We start from the raw sequence: 16,287 nt of genomic DNA on the forward strand, positions 1-16,287 counted from the left end.
TGTGGTGCGGCCGGTTTGCGCGCAAGCTCGCTCCTACAAGGCGGGGTGGTGATCCGCCTAGTCATTCGGGCTCCTGGGTGTTCGCGTCGTCTTCTTCGCCATATTCGGTCTCGAAGGCCTGCGCATCGAGCCCGCGCATCTCACGCAGATAACGGACCAGGATCGGAACGGAACCGTGGGTGACCATCACCCGCTCGGCGCCGGTCTGCTCGATGGCCCAGAGCAGGCCCGGCCAGTCGGCGTGATCGGAGAGCACGAAGCCGCGGTCGACACCACGCCTACGGCGGGGGGCGCGCCACAACATCCATGCCGCGCAACATCATCCAACCGCTGGCGAAGGCATCGGCATAGTCACCGAAACGGCGCATCCAGGTGCTGCCGCCAGCCGACGGCGGGGCGAGGATGATGGCATGCTTCAGGCGAGGTTCGCCCTTTTTCAGGTCGCCGGCATAAACGGTCGGTGGAAGATAGACGCCGCCTTCGCGATAGACCTTGTTCAGTGGCTCCACCGCGCCATGGACGACGATGGTGCCGATGCTTTCATCCAAGCCGTGAAGGATGCGCTGCGCCTTGCCGAAGGCGTAGCAGAACAGCACCGAGGCGCGCCCGGCTGCGGCGTTGGCGCGCCACCAGTCATTGATGTCGCGGAATATCTCGGCCTGGGACGGCCATTTGTAGATCGGCAAACCGAAGGTCGATTCGGTAATGAAGGTGTGGCAGCGCACCGGCTCGAACGGGGCGCAGGTGCCGTCCGGCTCGACCTTGTAGTCGCCTGAGGCCACCCAGACCTCGCCCTTGTATTCCAGTCGCACCTGAGCCGAGCCGAGCACATGGCCGGCCGGGTGGAAGCTGAGCTTTACGCCGTGATGTTCGATGGACTCACCGTAGGCCAGCGTTTGCAGCGGCACATCGGCGGCGATGCGTGAACGCAGAATGCCTTCGCTGTCGCTTGAAGCCAGGTAATGGCCCATGCCCCAGCGCGCGTGGTCGCCGTGGGCGTGGGTGATGACGGCGCGATCGACCGGACGCCAGGGATCGATGTAGAAATCACCGGGTGGGCAGTAGAGGCCTTCGGGACGAGCAACGACAAGATCCATGACGACTGGCAGTTCGATGGGCTTGCAGGGTTGGAGCCCGGCGAGGCGTTTGGAGTTCGCTCGCCGGGCTACCGGGGCTGATCGGGAATCAGCGGATTCGTCCTTCCTGCAACTCCAGGTCCTCCTTGGCGAAGTCGTCCACGTCGATGACTTTGCGCCGTGCGAGTTCTGCCATCTGCAGCTGCTCGGCCTCCACGGCATCTATGACGCCGGCAGCCAGCGCAGCATCGATCGAACTTTCGCCAGCGGCCGGCATCACCGCGCCGGACTTGAGCGCCTTGGCCAGCTTCTTCGCTGCGTCCTGGCTGGTGGCGAGGATTTCGAAAGCGTGCTTCAGCGCGCCGAGCGGCTGCTCGGGATCCTGCGGGCGGTACATGCCATCGAGGATGCGCTCCAAAGCCGGATCGCCTTCCGGGCGGCCGAGGAGGGCGGCGACCTCGGCGTCCAGGACGTCGGACGGCCCCTTGTGGCGCGCACCGAAGGGGAACACCAGAGCATGCAGCAGGTGCCCGAGAATGCGGTTGGGGAAGTTGGCCAGCACGTCCTGCAGGGCGGATTCGGCCTTCTCCAGGCAATCCTCCAGCGCCCAGCGCAGCAGCGGTTCCTGGTCGGTCGGATGGCCGAGGTCATGGAACTGCTTGAGCGCTGCAGAGGCGAGGTAGAGATGGCTGAGCACGTCGCCCAGCCGCGCCGACAGCCGCTCGCGACGCTTGAGCTCACCGCCGAGCAGCATCATCGACAGATCGGCCAGCATCGCGAATGCCGCGGCGATGCGATTGAGCGCCCGGAAGTAGGGTTGCGTGACGCTCGTCCCCGGCACACGCCCCATCAGACCGAAGCTCAGACCCAGCAGCAGGGTACTGGCCGTGTTGCTGACGGCGAAGCCGATGTGTTGCATCAACAGGTCATCGAATTTCACAACAGCGGCTTCACGATCCGGCTCGTGGACCAGCTCCATTTCGCGCAGCACGAACGGATGGCAGCGGATTGCGCCCTGGCCGAAGATCATCAGGTTGCGCGAGAGGATGTTGGCACCTTCCACGGTGATGGAGATCGGCGCCGACAGCCACAGGCGTCCGAGGTAATTGTTCGGGCCGAGGATGATGCCCTTGCCGCCGTGGATATCCATGGCGTCGGTGATGCAGGCACGGCCGCGTTCGGTGAGGTGGTACTTGAGAATCGCCGAGAGCACCGAGGGCTTTTCGCCCAGGTCGACGGCGTTGGCGGTGAGAATACGCGCCGCGTCCATCAGCCAGGCGTTGCCGCCAATGCGCGCCAGCGGCTCCTGAATGCCTTCGAAGGCGGCCAGTGGCACGTTGAACTGCTCGCGGACTTGCGCATAGCGACCGCTCACGTAGCTGCAGACTTTGGCGGCGCTGGTGCCGGTCGCCGGCAGGGAGATCGAGCGGCCGACCGAGAGGCAGTTCATCAGCATCATCCAGCCTTTGCCGATCATGTCTCGACCACCGATGATGGCTTCCAGCGGCACGAAGACATCCTTGCCCCAGTTCGGCCCGTTCATGAAGGCAGCGCCCAGCGGAAGGTGGCGACGGCCGATCTCGACGCCGGGCGTGTCGGTGGGGATCAGCGCCAGACTGATGCCGAGTTCTTCCTCATCGCCCAGCAAGTGATCCGGATCGTAGGTCTTGAAAGCTACGCCGAGCAGGGTCGCCACCGGGCCGAGGGTGATGTAGCGCTTCTCCCAGTTCAGCCGCATACCGAGCACTTCTTCGCCCTGCCATTGGCCGCGGCAGATCACGCCGCTGTCGTTCATGGCGCCGGCGTCGGAGCCGGCATATGGTCCGGTCAGGGCAAAGCAGGGAATGTCGGTGCCATTGGCCAGGCGCGGCAGGTAGTGGTTGCGCTGCTCATCGGTGCCGTAGTGCATCAGCAGCTCGGCCGGACCGAGAGAGTTGGGCACCATCACGGTGCTGGCCAGGTCACCGCTGCGGGTGGCGAGTTTCATCACGATCTGCGAGTGGGCGTAGGCGGAGAAGCCCTTGCCGCCGTATTCCTTGGGGATGATCAGGGCGAAGAAGCCTTCGGCCTTGATGTAGTCCCAGGCGGCGGGCGGCAGGTCCATGCGCTGGGCGATATCCCATTCGCTGACCAGGGCGCAGAGGGTTTCGGTAGGGCCGTCGAGAAAGGCCTGTTCTTCATCCGTAAGGCGCGCCTTCGGATAGCCGAGCAGGGTGTCCCAGTCCGGCCGGCCGCTGAACAGCTCGCCGTCCCACCAGACGGTGCCGGCGTCGATGGCGTCGCGCTCGGTGGCGGAAATCGGCGGTAGCACCTTCTTGAACCAGTCGAACATCGGCCCGCTGAAGTACTTGCGGCGCACGTCTGCGACCAATAGAGGCACCGCAATGGCGATCAAGGCGAGCCAGAGCAGGAATACCACCACCCCGGAGGTGTCGGCAGCGGTCATGAAGACCAGGTAGGTGGCGACGATCACCAGTGCCGGCACCGGCGACAGGCGCAGGTGGGCGATTACGGCAATGCCGAGCAGTAGAACCAGCAACCAGAGCAGCGTCATGAGTCTTATCCTTTCAGGTTCGAACAGCTTCCGTCTTCAGCATAGGCGCTTGCGCCGCTGCAGCGAAGGGACGAGGTGTCGCCGCCGGCCAACGGGCGGCGACGGGGGATGGTTCAGCTCGGCCGGGCGCCGAGCATTTGCGTGTCGGCATCGTCGGCGTTCTGGTTGGCTGCCGGCTTTTCCTGCGGCACGCCGGCAACATTGATTTCCGGCAATCGCCCACCGATGAATTCGATGCTGCGGGTGGGGAAGGCGAACTGCACGTCCATGTCGCGAATGCCCTGCAGCAGGGCGAGGTTGATCGCCTGCTGGGTGTCCATGTACTTGTTGTAGTCCGAGACCTGCATGATGTAGACGACCTCGAAGGTCAGCTGGCTGTCGTCGAAGCCGAGGAAATGCGCGCGGTCGAACTTCGCCACTTCGATGCCTTCGATGATGCGCTTCACCAGTTCTGCCACCTCTTTCACCTTTTCGGTTGGCGTGTCGTAGGTGATGCCGAACTTGAAGACGATCCGCCGCGTGTTCATGCGCTTGTAGTTGTGCACGATCTGCCGCAACAGGTCGGCGTTGGATACGACCACCTGTTCGCCGCTGAGGGCGCGAATGCGCGTGGTTTTCAGGCCGATGTGCTCGATGTTGCCGGCCACCTCGCCGAATACCACGAAGTCACCGATCTCGAACGGCTTGTCCACGCCGATGGACAGCGAGGCGAAGATGTCGCTGAGCAGCGTCTGTACTGCCAGGGCGATGGCGATACCGCCAACTCCGAGGCTGGCGACCATGGCGGTGATGTCGACACCCAGGTTGGCGAGGATCGATAGCAGCATCATGGTCCAGACCACGATACGGATCATGATGCCGATGATGGTGGTGGTGACCGGATTGCGGGCCTTGCCGTCGCGGGTCAGGCTCTCCATCCACAGGCGCACGCCGGTGTCCATCCACAGCGCGAACTGGAACGCGAGGGCGATGAACCAGCCGTGGGACATTGTCGATTCCCAGCGAGGCGACAGTTCGACCGTCTTCAGTGCGATCAGTAGCGAGAACGCCAGGATCAGCAGATTGCTGGTGCGTGAAAGCAGTTCGGCGGCGATACCGATGAACTTGGTCTTGGACCCGGTGGCGAGCTTGTTGAGGCGCCTGGTGACGATCCCGAGGATGGTGCGCAGAACCAGGTAGCTGACGATGGTGATGCCCAGCACGATCGCCAGGTTGATCCAGAGTGTCTCGTTGAGCAGGGCGTCCCAGTTCATCCATATCCTCCGACAAGGGTGCGCATGATGCGGCGAAGACCACGTTTTTCAGTGGCCCTTGCTGCTCATAAGTTCCCTAGTTGGCGGTCGGGCGGGGGGAGGTGAGGCAGTCCGTGGTGTCAGTTGCTCGGCAATATCGAAGCAAGTTCGTGATAAGCGCCGGCGTTGATCACCTGGCTGTAGCCGAGCTTCTCCAGGACCTCTTGCGCGGCCGACGAGCGCCTGCCGCTGCGGCAGTAGACCACCACCGGCGTATCCTTTTCCGGCACCAGGGTGCCGATTCGACCTGCAAGGTCTGGAGTCTCAATGCGCGTCGCGCCCTTTAGCGCACCCTGGGCGAATTCCTCCGCGGTACGCACATCAATCAGCACAGCATCGGGTCGTTGCAACGTCTGGACGGCGGTGCGCTGCTCGATTTCACCTGCCGTTGCGGCGGTGCTCAAGGCGAGTAACAGGAAAACGGCGGTCGTGCGCATGGATGTTTCCTCACGGCGCGCCGGTGGGCGCGCTCAGCTGAATATGCGAGTCAGGTTGGGCAGGATCAGAATCACTGCCGTGGCAATGACGATCAGTGTCGCCTGCCGAAATTTCTTCTGCTTGAGCATGACATGGCCTTTTATTCTTGTGTGTAGCGATTATCGCCTTGCCGAAGGGGCGGAGACGGTACGTGACCGCGGATTTCCAGAATCCGACGCCGGTAAACGAGACGTGCCGGACATTCGCCCAGACTCAAGAGAAAGCAATTTCCGCACCAGCGAACGCTTCCAGCGATGGAGCTGGTCGCTTCTTTTGGTTGTCTTCCGTTTTACACCGCATCGGAGGACGGACAATGAACAAGCCGAAGTTACCGCTAGTACTGTTACTCACTGCCATTTCCAGCGCTGCCTTGGCGCAGCAGGAGGGCATGACACTGCAGCAGGAGCGTGACCAGATGGGTGCCGATTTGGAAGAAAATCGCCAGCAGATCGGTCGCGATATCAACCGTATCCGTGAGCCGGGCACCACTCGGGAGCAGACGCCTGGTATCAACCGAGGGGGCGTGCAGAGTGATGCGTACAACCCCCGACCCAACGTTCCGGGTGCCACGAACCCGCCGACCGGGACCGGTTTGCCGAGTCCGCAGAACAATGTCCGCCAGCCGAACGGTGGCGTGGGCGCGAATCCTGCTCCGGGCACCACCCAGCCGCAGACCGCTCCGGGTGGTGCCAATGGAAACGCTAATCAGGGCGGCGTCACACCGCCGGGTGGAATCGGAACAGGTAGCGGTAACGGTGCAGGCGGAGCCAGCAGCGGCGGTGCGGCCAGCGGCGGCGCAACGGGTGGCGCCGCCGGCCAGCGATGAGTCGGCCGGCGTTCAGCTGGTGGTGTCGCCGCTGCTCAGAAGTCTCAGGGTGGCCGGATCGGGCTGACCGTCAAAGAAGGCTTGCAGCGCCTGCTCGAACTGGGCGGCGTCTGGCGCTACATGGGCGAAGAGGGTCATGCAGGAGTGAAACTTCAGGTCGTCTGGGCTTCCCAGAATCTGCTGTGCGCTGTTGCGGTGATGCCCTAGCATCGCCTCGGTGCAGGCCAGCAGACGTGGCCCAGCAGCGGATGCTGCAGATAGGCTTCAGCCTCGGCTCGGCCCGAAATCGCGTAGCGCTGTGCCATGGCGCTGCGGCCAAGCCCCTGCAGCTGCGGAAAGATGAACCACATCCAGTGCGTACGTTTGCGCCCGCTGCGCAGTTCTGCCAGCGCCTGCGGATACTGGAGTTGTTGCGCGTCGACGAAGCGCTGCAGGTGGTAGGGATCGGCCATGGAAGTGATTGCGGCATGAAAGGACTGCGAGCAATCTGCAACAGGGCAGGCGGCACGACAATCGCTGACGGACGTATGGTGCCCTCGGATCTGGGCTCTAGAACGCAAAAAACCCCTGACTTCGGGGAAGTCAGGGGTTTTGCTTGAATCGAATATGGCGGTGAGGAAGGGATTCGAACCCTTGATACGATTTCTCGTATACACACTTTCCAGGCGTGCTCCTTCAACCGCTCGGACACCTCACCGGATCGACGGAGGTTCATGTCCGTCGAGGCGCGCTAATGTAATCGAACCCTGTGCCTTTGGCAAAAACTTTTTTAGCTTATTCATGCGCTTAACAAATTCGTCTCGCTCAGGTGACAGGCTGCACGTTCCGCTAGACTCCTGATTGCAGCCTTGGCCGATGCCTGGGTTATTTTGAATAAGAAGCCGAGCGGAGCTCACCTGTTCCATGAAACTGACAAGCAAGTCAGGTAAGCATATCGATACCTTGCTGGTGCCGACCCGGCGTCGGGTTGCTGTCGCCCGTCTGGAATTGGGTATGTACGTCTGCGAGCTGGATCGGCCGTGGAATGAAACGAACTTTGCGTTCCAGGGTTTTCCGCTGCTGAAGCCCGCCGAGATACGCGCGCTACGCAGCTGTTGCGAGTATGTCTATGTCGACGATACGCGCAGAGTTCGCTTGCAGCACGATACGCCGGTTCCGGTCGTCGGGCCGCGTGTTCGCAAGCCGATAGAGCGACCGCAGCACGCGCTTTCGACCGAGGTGGAAGAGGCCCGCGCAGCCTATCTGGATGGCTCCCGCCTGATCGAACAGGTACTGGCCGACGTGCAGCATGGACGAGTGATCGACACCCGCGCATGCCATGGCGCCGTCAAGCGCAACCTGGCCAGCATGCTGCGCAATGAAAGCGCCATGCTCTGGCTGGTCCGGCTGAAGAACAAGGATCTCTACACCAGCCTGCACTGCTTGTCGGTGTCGATCATGGCGATGGGCTTCGGCAATCATCTCGGCCTGCAGGACGACAAACTCCAGCTGCTGGGCATGGCGGGGGTGCTGCATGACGTCGGCAAGATGCGCATTGATCCGGAGATTCTCAACAAGCCCGGAAAGCTCACCGCGCAGGAGTTCGAGGTGATCAAGCGGCATCCGGTCTTCGGCCTGGAAGCGCTGCGGGCGCAACCCGGTATTCCGGAGGCTGCACTGCACGCCGCGTATGGCCATCACGAGCGACTCGATGGCACTGGATATCCGCTGGGTTCGGGGCCGGCGCAGATTTCCTACATGACGCGCATCATCACCATTGTCGACGCTTTCGACGCCATTACCAGCCACCGGGCCTACGATTGCGCGCGTCCGGTGCAATCGGCCTTCGAGATCCTGCGCAGCGCCAGCGGCAGGCAGTTCGACGAGGACCTGGTGAGCGAATTCATCCGTTGGCTGGGAGCCTTCCCGGTGGGTACGCTCGTCGAGTTGCACACCGGCGAGGTCGCCGTGGTAGTGGAAAAACATCGGCAATACCAACTCCGCCCCCGTGTTGTGGTGTTGCGCGATGCCGCCAAGCAGCGCTGCACGCCGCGTTATCTGGATCTGGCGCAGATCACCGTGGACGAGGAGGGTGCGCCTTACCGGATATCCGTCGGTCTGCCGGATGGCTCTTTCGGGCTTCATCTCGCCGACCCCGAGCTACAGGCCATCCTGCACCCCGAGACACTGGCCGACTTCGAATCGAGCTGATCCCTTCTGTACAGATACGTTTCGGTGCGGCTTTGACGCCTCTGGCGTGACCGGCCGGTCGGTCATCGCGCTTTACCTGAGCCTGAGCGCTGGGTAACGTCTGCCCACTTTAAAAACAAGGAATCTCGTCATGAGTGAGCTGGTCTCCTACCAATTCGAAGACGGCGTCGCCACGCTGACGCTGTGCAATGGCAAGGTCAACGCCCTTTCGCCTGCCGTGTTCGAGGCGCTCAACGCCGCGCTGGATCGCGCCGAGCAGGACCGTGCCGTCGTGATTCTCACCGGGCAGCCAGGCATCCTGTCCGGCGGCTACGATCTGAAGGTCATGACGTCGAGCCCGCAGAACGCCATGACGCTGGTCGCTACCGGTTCGACCTTCTCCCGCCGGATGCTGGCACACCCGTTCCCGATCATCGTGGCGTGCCCAGGGCATGCGATCGCCAAAGGCGCCTTCCTACTGTTGTCCGCCGATTACCGCATTGGTGTCGAAGGGCCATTCCATATCGGCCTCAATGAGGTGCAGATCGGCATGACCATGCACCATGCAGGCATCGAGTTGGCGCGTGACCGTTTGCGCAAGTCAGCCTTCCATCGCTCGGTGATCAACGGCGAGATGTTCGATCCGATTGGCGCGGTGGATGCCGGTTTTCTCGACAAGGTGGTGCCGATCGGTGAGCTGCTGGCAGTCGCCAAAGCCGCGGCCGAGCAGCTGAAGAAGATCAACATGGTGGCGCACAAGAACACCAAGCTCAAAGTGCGCAAGGCGCTGCTGGAAACCCTGGATCAGGCGATCGCATTGGACCAGCAGCACTTCGGCTGAAAGAGCGCGCGGAGCGCAAGAGAATTTCTTCTCGAGTGCGCACGAGGGCCGGCCCTGCGTTTACACTGCGCGAGTGACGCCCCGCCGATGGCGGGGCGTTTTCATTTCTCATTCCGTGTCGCCTCGCAGGAGAGCCCCGATGTCCGCCCCGCACACCCCGGTAGAACGCGCCGATTTCGACCAGGTCATTGTTCCCACCTTCGCCCCCGCAGCCTTCGTACCGGTACGTGGCCTGGGTTCGCGAGTATGGGATCAGAGCGGGCGAGAACTGGTGGACTTCGCTGGCGGCATCGCGGTCAACGCACTGGGCCATGCGCATCCGGCGATGGTCGCGGCGCTTACCGAGCAGGCTGGCAAGCTCTGGCACATTTCCAACATCTATACCAACGAGCCGGCGCTGCGCCTGGCGAAGAAGCTGACGGCAGCGACCTTCGCCGACCGCGCGTTCTTCTGCAATTCCGGCGCGGAAGCCAACGAGGCGGCGTTCAAGCTGGCCCGTCGTTACGCCCATGACGTCTACGGGCCGCAGAAATTCGAGATTATCTCGGCGCTCAACAGCTTCCACGGCCGCACCCTGTTCACCGTCACGGTGGGCGGGCAGTCGAAGTACTCCGACGGCTTCGGGCCAAAGATCGAAGGGATTACCCATGTTCCCTTCAACGATCTCGACGCCCTGAAAGCGGCGATCTCCGACAAGACCTGCGCGGTGGTGCTGGAGCCGATCCAGGGCGAGAGCGGCATCCTGCCGGGCGACCAGGCCTATCTGGAAGGCGCTCGCCAGCTGTGCAACGAGCACAACGCGCTGCTCATCTTCGATGAGGTGCAGACCGGCCTCGGCCGTACCGGTGAGCTGTTCGCCTACATGCACTACGGCGTCACGCCGGACATCCTGACCAACGCCAAGAGCCTGGGCGGCGGCTTCCCGATCGGGACGATGCTGACCACCAACGAGATCGCCGCGCACCTGAGCGTCGGCACCCACGGCACCACTTATGGCGGCAATCCGCTGGCCTGCGCAGTTGCCGAGACGGTGCTGGATATCGTCAATACGCCGGAGGTGCTCGAAGGCGTCAAGGCGCGACACGAGCGTTTCAAGGCGCGCCTGATGCAGATCGGTGAGCGCTATGGCGTGTTCAGCCTGGTGCGTGGCCGTGGCCTGCTGATCGGCTGTGTGTTGAGCGAGGCCTGGAAGGGCAAGGCCGGTGCCTTCTGCGCCGCCGCGGAGAAGCAAGCTCTCATGGTGCTGCAGGCCGGCCCCGACGTGGTGCGCCTGGCGCCGAGCCTGGTCATCGACGAAGCTGATATCGACGAAGGGCTGGATCGCCTCGAGCGCGCCGTCGCGACGCTGACCCAGGCCTGACCATTCCCCATGCGCAGCGCCGCGGGCGCCGCGCGTTCTACTAGCGAGAGCAATTCAATGAGCGATAGCCTGCAACTAGTTCTGGAAGATGTCGACGGAACCCAACTGGAAACTTCCTGCACCCGTTTTGCCGTGATTTGGCAGGGCCGCGAGGTCTGGATTCAGCAGGTCGGCAACGGTCAGCTGATGATCGGTGTGGACGTCGAGGACGGCGACACCGAGTACGCCAATCTGGTGCTGCGTCCGTTGGCCACCAATCTGGTTAGCCTGCAGCTGGAAATGGAGCCGGTCGAGGCCGATGACGACGAGCACGTCCACGGCCCTGACTGCAATCACTGACTGCAGACCGGCATGCTCGCTATCGGCAAGCTGCTGGAACTGACCCTCGCCGGGCGCGAGCCCTGCGAGAAAGTCCAGCTCACCCCGCGCGGGGTGAAGCTGCACTGGCTGGCCGAGGGCGCGCTGCTGGTATCGCCGCCGAGCGGCCAGGATCAAGGCGGCGATCTGGTCCTGTCGGCCGGCATACACGGCAATGAACTCATCCCCATACATGTTTTGGATCGCCTGATCCGTGCGCTCGCACGGGGCGATGTGCAGCCCCGTGCGCGACTGTTGCTGCTGTTTGCCAATCCTGCAGCGATGCGTCGCATGGTTCGGTACATCGAACATGACCTTAACCGTCTCTTTCTCGGTGCCCATGCTGATGTATGGGGCGGCGAAGCCATTCGTGCGTCAGAGCTTGAGGCATTGGTCGGAGGCTTCTTCAGCGTGTCCGGACGCCAGCGCCGGCACTATGACCTGCACTCAGCGATGCGCCCGTCGCGTCTCGCCCAGTTTGCGATCTGCCCTTGGCGCGAGGGAGGGGGCGCACAACCCAATGCGTTGGCCCGACTGCATGCTCTGGCAGTCGACGGCGTCCTGTTGCAGTGCCAGCCCAGCTCTACCTTCAGTGCCATGACCGCCACGCTTCATGGCGCCGAGGCGTTTACCTTGGAGCTTGCCGAAGGCAAGGACGAGGCACTGCCGCCGGCAGTGCTGCAGTTCGAGCAGGGGCTGATCGCAATGATCGAGGGGCGCGAGTTGCCTGCGGGTGCAGAGGCGCAACCGCAGCTGCTGAGTATTTCTCGAGAGATCATCAAGCGCAGCTCGCGGTTTCGGCTGTGTCTACCCGCTGACATCGAGAACTTTGCGCCATTGCCGCTTGGCAGCCTGCTTGCCGAGGACGACGGCATGCGCTGGGTGGTCGATGAGCCGGACGCGCGCATTCTTTTCCCCATGGCCGATGTTGCCGAAGGACAGCGTGCTGCATTGATCGTTGTGCCATTGGAGCAGTCCGACACGTAGCACTGAGGCGCTCGCTCCGGAAATGGGCGGTTGCAATCGGTCACTTGCGCCCTTATCTAGCTTCACTCCCTTCGCGTTGTGTGCACCTTCTTATGAGTACTGCTCTGTCCATCCGGCAGTTGACCAAGACCTACGGCAACGGCTTCCAGGCCCTCAAGGGTATCGATCTGGACGTGGCCGAAGGCGACTTCTTCGCCTTGCTCGGGCCCAATGGCGCCGGCAAGTCCACCACCATCGGCATCCTCTCCACCCTGGTGAACAAGAGCGGCGGCACGGTCAACGTGTTCGGTCACGATCTGGATCGCGACCCGTCCGGGCTCAAGCGTTGCCTGGGCGTGGTGCCGCAGGAATTCAACTTCAACCAGTTCGAGAAGGCCTTCGACATCCTGGTCACCCAGGCCGGCTACTACGGCATCCCGGCGAAGATTGCCAAGGAGCGCGCGGAGCGCTATCTCAACCAGCTGGGATTGTGGGACAAGCGTGATGTTTCCTCGCGGATGCTCTCCGGCGGCATGAAGCGCCGCCTGATGATCGCGCGGGCGCTGATCCATCAGCCGCGGCTGTTGATTCTCGACGAGCCCACCGCGGGTGTGGATATCGAGCTGCGCCGCTCGATGTGGTCGTTCCTTACCGAACTCAACCGCGAAGGCATCACCATCATCCTCACCACCCACTATCTGGAGGAGGCCGAACAGCTGTGCCGCAACATCGGCATCATCGACCATGGCCAGATCGTAAAGAACACCAGCATGCGCGAGCTGCTCTCGCAGCTGCACGTGGAAACCTTTCTGCTGGACCTCAAGGAGTCGCAACTGGTCGCGCCGGAGCTGGGCAGCTATCCGGCGCAGTTGATCGATCATCACACCCTCGAGGTGCAGGTGGAGAAGAGTCAGGGCGTGACCGAACTGTTCCGTCTGCTCAGCGCTCAGGGCATCGAGGTGCTGAGCCTGCGCAACAAGACCAACCGCCTGGAGGAGCTGTTCGTGTCGCTGGTGGAGAACAACCTGAAGGTGAAGTCATGAGCGGCGAACTGCGTCCCAACCTGGTCGCGTTGCAGACCATCGTCCAGCGCGAGATCCGTCGCTACACACGCATCTGGCCGCAGACGCTGCTGCCCCCGGCGATCACCATGGTGCTGTACTTCGTCATCTTCGGCAGCCTGATCGGCGCGCGAATCGGCGACATGGACGGCTTCAGCTACATGGATTACATCGTGCCGGGGCTGATCATGATGTCGGTGATCACCAACTCGTACAGCAACGTCGTATCGAGTTTCTTCAGCACCAAGTTCCAGCGCTCCATTGAGGAACTGCTGGTCTCGCCGGTGTCGCCGCATGTGATCGTCATTGGTTTTGCTCTGGGTGGTATCACTCGCGGGCTGGCGGTTGCGGTAATCGTCACGCTGCTGTCGATGTTCTTCACCGATCTGCAGGTGCACCACCTGGGCGTGACCGTTCTGGTGATCACCCTGACGGCGAGTATCTTCGCTCTGGGTGGCTTCATCAACGCGGTGTTCGCGCGCAACTTCGACGATATCTCGATCATCCCGACCTTCGTTCTGACGCCGTTGACCTACCTGGGCGGGGTGTTCTACTCGATCAACCTGCTGTCGCCCTTCTGGCAGACGCTGTCGCTGGCCAACCCGGTGTTGCACATGGTCAATGCGTTTCGCTACGGGATTCTCGGTGTCTCGGATATCCGCATCGGTGTGGCGATCAGCTTCATGCTGGTAGCGGTGGCGGCGCTCTATCTGGTCTCCGTCGGGCTGCTCAAGAGTGGGCGCGGGATGCGCCAGTAGCTGGCACTTGATTTCGGCCGCTGCGCCGATGCCACTGAAAAGAACGCCGCGAAGCGCTAAACTTCGCGGCGTTTCTCGTTCAGGGCCATTCCCCATGCAGCATCCCGCCGAACATTCCCCGCTGGGCAAGTCCAGTGACTACGTCGCCACCTACAGCCCGCACCTGCTGTTTCCGATTCCGCGCGCGCCGAAGTGGGCCGAGCTTGGTCTCACCGCCGAGACGCTGCCCTACCAGGGCGTGGATCTTTGGAATTGCTACGAACTGTCATGGTTGCTGCCTTCCGGCAAGCCGGTGGTGGCGATCGGTGAATTCGAGATTCCGGCGGACTCGCCGAGCATCATCGAATCCAAGTCGTTCAAGCTCTATCTGAACTCGCTGAACCAGTCGGTGTTCGAGTCGCGGGAAGCGCTGGCCGAGGTGATGAGCAGCGATCTTTCCGCGGCAGCCGGCAAGCCGGTGAAGGTGCGCCTGCGCACACTGGATGAGGTGGCGGCCGAGGGTGTTGCGACGCTGCCGGGGCGCTGCGTCGACGATCTGGACGTGACCATCGAGCATTACGACCATCCTCAACCGGGACTGTTGGCCTGTGATGCCGGGCATATGGTCGAGGAGTCGCTGCACAGCCACTTGCTCAAGTCCAACTGTCCGGTGACCGGTCAGCCGGACTGGGGCAGCGTAGTCGTCGAGTACCGTGGCGCGGCGTTGCAGGCGGAGAGCCTGTTGGCCTATCTGGTGAGCTTCCGTCAGCATGCCGACTTTCACGAGCAATGCGTGGAGCGCATCTTTCTCGATCTGCAGCGTTTGCTGCAGCCGGAGAAGCTGACCGTCTACGCGCGTTACGTGCGCCGTGGCGGGCTGGACATCAATCCGTACCGCAGTACCGAGGCGATGGTCGTGGACAATCGCCGTCTGGTGCGCCAGTAACGCAGCGAGTCAGGGTCGCAGCGCGACCCGTGACCTGCTTCAGATGCCCATGTTGGCCAGGGTCTGCATGATGTTGCGTAGCGTCATGGCCATGCTTGGGTGGCTGACCTCGAAGCGCTCGACGGCCAGGTTGACGCCATCCACCAGCGAGTCGTTGTGGTCGGTGCTGCCCTGCGTCGCCAGGCGAACTTCGATGTCCTGGGCGATCGCTTGCAGCGAAGCCCGCTCCTCATCGGTCAGCGGCGTGTCCTGGGCCAGTTGATAACGCAGTTCTTCGAGCTGCGACTGCAGATCATGTTCCGGCATTTTGCTTCCCTCTCATGGGTTTACGGGCGGCGTGTAATGAACGTCGATAGCTGAAGGTTAAACCAGCGGCCAGGCCTTGTCTGTGCCTTTACCGGCGCTGGCGCAAGCGCCGGCCTGTGCCACGAAAGCCGAATATCCGGCTGACTGCCGAAAACAGGATGTTCACTCTATACTGCGCGGTCTGCGTCGGTGCGCCGCATGCACCAAATACCTAAGGGAGAGAAAAGTGATGCCCAAGATCGCTACGGCCTGGATCGCCGTGCTCAAGGCCAGTTTCGTCGCTACGATCGCCACGCTTGGCGCAGCGCCAGCGTTAGCGGCCGAAGAAGATCCGTGGGAAGGCGTCAACCGCGCGGTGTTTCGTTTCAATGACACCGTTGACACCTACACCCTCAAGCCATTGGCCCAGGGCTACCAGAAAGTGACGCCGAGCTTCCTCGAGGACGGAATCGGCAATGTGTTCAGTAATCTCGGTGATGTGGTGGTGCTGACCAATGACCTGCTGCAGGGCAAGGTCCGCGATGCCGGCATCGACACCAGTCGCATCCTGTTCAATACCACATTCGGCGTGCTCGGTTTCTTCGACGTTGCCACCCGTATGGGGCTGCACAAGAACGATGAGGACTTCGGCCAGACGCTGGGTGCCTGGGGGCTGGGAAGTGGGCCGTATGTCGTGCTGCCGCTGCTTGGGCCAAGCACGGTGCGTGATGCCGTCGGCCGGGTGCCGGATTCCTTCCTCGAACCGTATCCGCACATGGATCATGTGCCGACCCGCAACGTGACGCGGGGTGTGGACCTGATCGATACGCGCGCAGGACTGCTGTCAGCCGAGAAGATGATTCAGGGTGATCGCTACATCTTTGTACGCAACGCCTACCTTCAGAATCGCGAATTCCGGGTCAAGGACGGGGAAGTCGAAGACGACTTCTGAAGCCTGGCCGCATTTGCTGCGGCCATCGCTGGAGCAGGGTCAGGACATCGAAAGGATTGCCAGACCCAGGCTCTGCCGGCCATCGTCGAGCTGGCTGACGCGTACGACTTCTGTCTGCGCGTCCAGTCCTTTCAGTTCGCTGTGCTCGGATGGAATGAGTACGCGGACCTTGTCGCCCATGCGAAGTTGGGCGCTGGCCAGCACCTGCATGCCGGTACTGGAGAGGTCGATACAGGTGCCGCTCAGTTTTGTATCGCCATGTTCCAGCGCAACGGTGGTTTCGATCTGCATTCGGATGAAATCGCGCTTTTCACTGTAATCGCGGTCTTTCTGGCTCATGGTTTCAACCTTTTATATATGGCTCCCGGCATTCTTTTAGCTCCCCTCC

The 16,287-nt window shown here is 62.2% G+C and carries 15 protein-coding genes, 1 tRNA gene and 2 pseudogenes; 10 read left to right on the forward strand and 8 right to left on the reverse strand.

Annotated features, from left to right (window positions below; genetic code table 11):
* Positions 1–61 precede the first annotated feature (61 nt).
* The 4 genes and pseudogenes from F753_RS47785 to F753_RS47800 all read right to left on the reverse strand — a co-directional run bounded on the left by F753_RS47785 (position 62) and on the right by F753_RS47800 (position 5,359).
* Positions 62–1,097 (reverse strand): annotated as a pseudogene (locus F753_RS47785) (ligase-associated DNA damage response exonuclease).
* An 88-nt stretch (positions 1,098–1,185) separates the two neighbouring features.
* Positions 1,186–3,630 carry an acyl-CoA dehydrogenase gene (locus F753_RS47790; protein WP_023447129.1) on the reverse strand — a complete coding sequence of 815 codons (2,445 nt, stop codon included), beginning with the start codon at positions 3,628–3,630 and terminating at the stop codon, positions 1,186–1,188.
* Between the two features lie 113 nt (positions 3,631–3,743).
* Positions 3,744–4,883: a mechanosensitive ion channel family protein gene (locus F753_RS47795; RefSeq protein WP_023447130.1), complete on the reverse strand. Its 1,140-nt coding sequence runs from the start codon at positions 4,881–4,883 to the stop codon at positions 3,744–3,746.
* A 119-nt stretch (positions 4,884–5,002) separates the two neighbouring features.
* Entirely contained in the window at positions 5,003–5,359 is a 357-nt protein-coding gene (locus tag F753_RS47800; RefSeq protein ID WP_023447131.1) for a rhodanese-like domain-containing protein, read from the reverse strand.
* A 353-nt stretch (positions 5,360–5,712) separates the two neighbouring features.
* On the opposite strand from F753_RS47800, the gene F753_RS47805 reads away from it, so the two are divergent.
* Positions 5,713–6,225 (forward strand): hypothetical protein, encoded by a 513-nt coding sequence (locus F753_RS47805; protein ID WP_023447132.1) that lies wholly within the window; start codon positions 5,713–5,715, stop codon positions 6,223–6,225.
* Positions 6,226–6,237: 12 nt separating this feature from the next.
* Here F753_RS47805 and F753_RS47810 read toward each other — a convergent pair.
* Positions 6,238–6,677: pseudogene (locus tag F753_RS47810) on the reverse strand (DUF1810 domain-containing protein).
* A gap of 155 nt (positions 6,678–6,832) precedes the next feature.
* Positions 6,833–6,922, reverse strand: a tRNA-Ser gene (locus F753_RS47815).
* Positions 6,923–7,128: 206 nt separating this feature from the next.
* Here F753_RS47815 and F753_RS47820 point away from each other — a divergent pair.
* The 8 genes from F753_RS47820 (at position 7,129) to queF (ending at position 14,662) form a co-directional block, all read left to right on the forward strand.
* A complete protein-coding gene (locus tag F753_RS47820; RefSeq protein WP_031298485.1) occupies positions 7,129–8,415 on the forward strand; it encodes an HD-GYP domain-containing protein in 1,287 nt (428 codons plus the stop codon).
* A 130-nt stretch (positions 8,416–8,545) separates the two neighbouring features.
* Positions 8,546–9,235: a crotonase/enoyl-CoA hydratase family protein gene (locus F753_RS47825; RefSeq protein ID WP_023447136.1), complete on the forward strand. Its 690-nt coding sequence runs from the start codon at positions 8,546–8,548 to the stop codon at positions 9,233–9,235.
* Positions 9,236–9,374: 139 nt separating this feature from the next.
* Positions 9,375–10,595, forward strand: a complete 1,221-nt coding sequence (locus F753_RS47830) for an aspartate aminotransferase family protein (protein ID WP_023447137.1) — start codon at positions 9,375–9,377, stop codon at positions 10,593–10,595.
* A gap of 57 nt (positions 10,596–10,652) precedes the next feature.
* A complete protein-coding gene (locus tag F753_RS47835) occupies positions 10,653–10,934 on the forward strand; it encodes a hypothetical protein (protein WP_003282913.1) in 282 nt (93 codons plus the stop codon).
* 12 nt (positions 10,935–10,946) lie between these two features.
* Positions 10,947–11,939 carry a succinylglutamate desuccinylase gene (locus tag F753_RS47840; RefSeq protein ID WP_023447138.1) on the forward strand — a complete coding sequence of 331 codons (993 nt, stop codon included), beginning with the start codon at positions 10,947–10,949 and terminating at the stop codon, positions 11,937–11,939.
* Between the two features lie 92 nt (positions 11,940–12,031).
* Complete coding sequence (locus F753_RS47845; protein ID WP_023447139.1) at positions 12,032–12,961, forward strand: ABC transporter ATP-binding protein; 930 nt, start codon at positions 12,032–12,034, stop codon at positions 12,959–12,961.
* Positions 12,958–13,737 carry an ABC transporter permease gene (locus F753_RS47850; RefSeq protein WP_014820047.1) on the forward strand — a complete coding sequence of 260 codons (780 nt, stop codon included), beginning with the start codon at positions 12,958–12,960 and terminating at the stop codon, positions 13,735–13,737. The genes F753_RS47845 and F753_RS47850 overlap by 4 nt, the downstream gene beginning before the upstream one ends.
* A 94-nt stretch (positions 13,738–13,831) precedes the next feature.
* Positions 13,832–14,662, forward strand: a complete 831-nt coding sequence (gene queF, locus F753_RS47855; RefSeq protein ID WP_023447140.1) for an NADPH-dependent 7-cyano-7-deazaguanine reductase QueF — start codon at positions 13,832–13,834, stop codon at positions 14,660–14,662.
* A 39-nt stretch (positions 14,663–14,701) separates the two neighbouring features.
* Here queF and F753_RS47860 read toward each other — a convergent pair whose 3' ends face one another.
* Positions 14,702–14,968, reverse strand: a complete 267-nt coding sequence (locus F753_RS47860) for a DUF4404 family protein (RefSeq protein ID WP_011912816.1) — start codon at positions 14,966–14,968, stop codon at positions 14,702–14,704.
* Between the two features lie 229 nt (positions 14,969–15,197).
* Between F753_RS47860 and F753_RS47865 the strand changes: the two genes are divergently transcribed.
* Positions 15,198–15,899, forward strand: a complete 702-nt coding sequence (locus tag F753_RS47865) for an MlaA family lipoprotein (RefSeq protein WP_023447141.1) — start codon at positions 15,198–15,200, stop codon at positions 15,897–15,899.
* Between the two features lie 39 nt (positions 15,900–15,938).
* On the opposite strand, the gene F753_RS47870 is transcribed toward F753_RS47865, so the two are convergent.
* On the reverse strand, positions 15,939–16,238 hold the full coding sequence (locus F753_RS47870) for a PilZ domain-containing protein (protein ID WP_014820049.1): 300 nt from the start codon (positions 16,236–16,238) through the stop codon (positions 15,939–15,941).
* Positions 16,239–16,287 lie beyond the last annotated feature (49 nt).

The organism is Stutzerimonas chloritidismutans AW-1, assembly GCF_000495915.1.
Taxonomy (GTDB): domain Bacteria; phylum Pseudomonadota; class Gammaproteobacteria; order Pseudomonadales; family Pseudomonadaceae; genus Stutzerimonas; species Stutzerimonas chloritidismutans.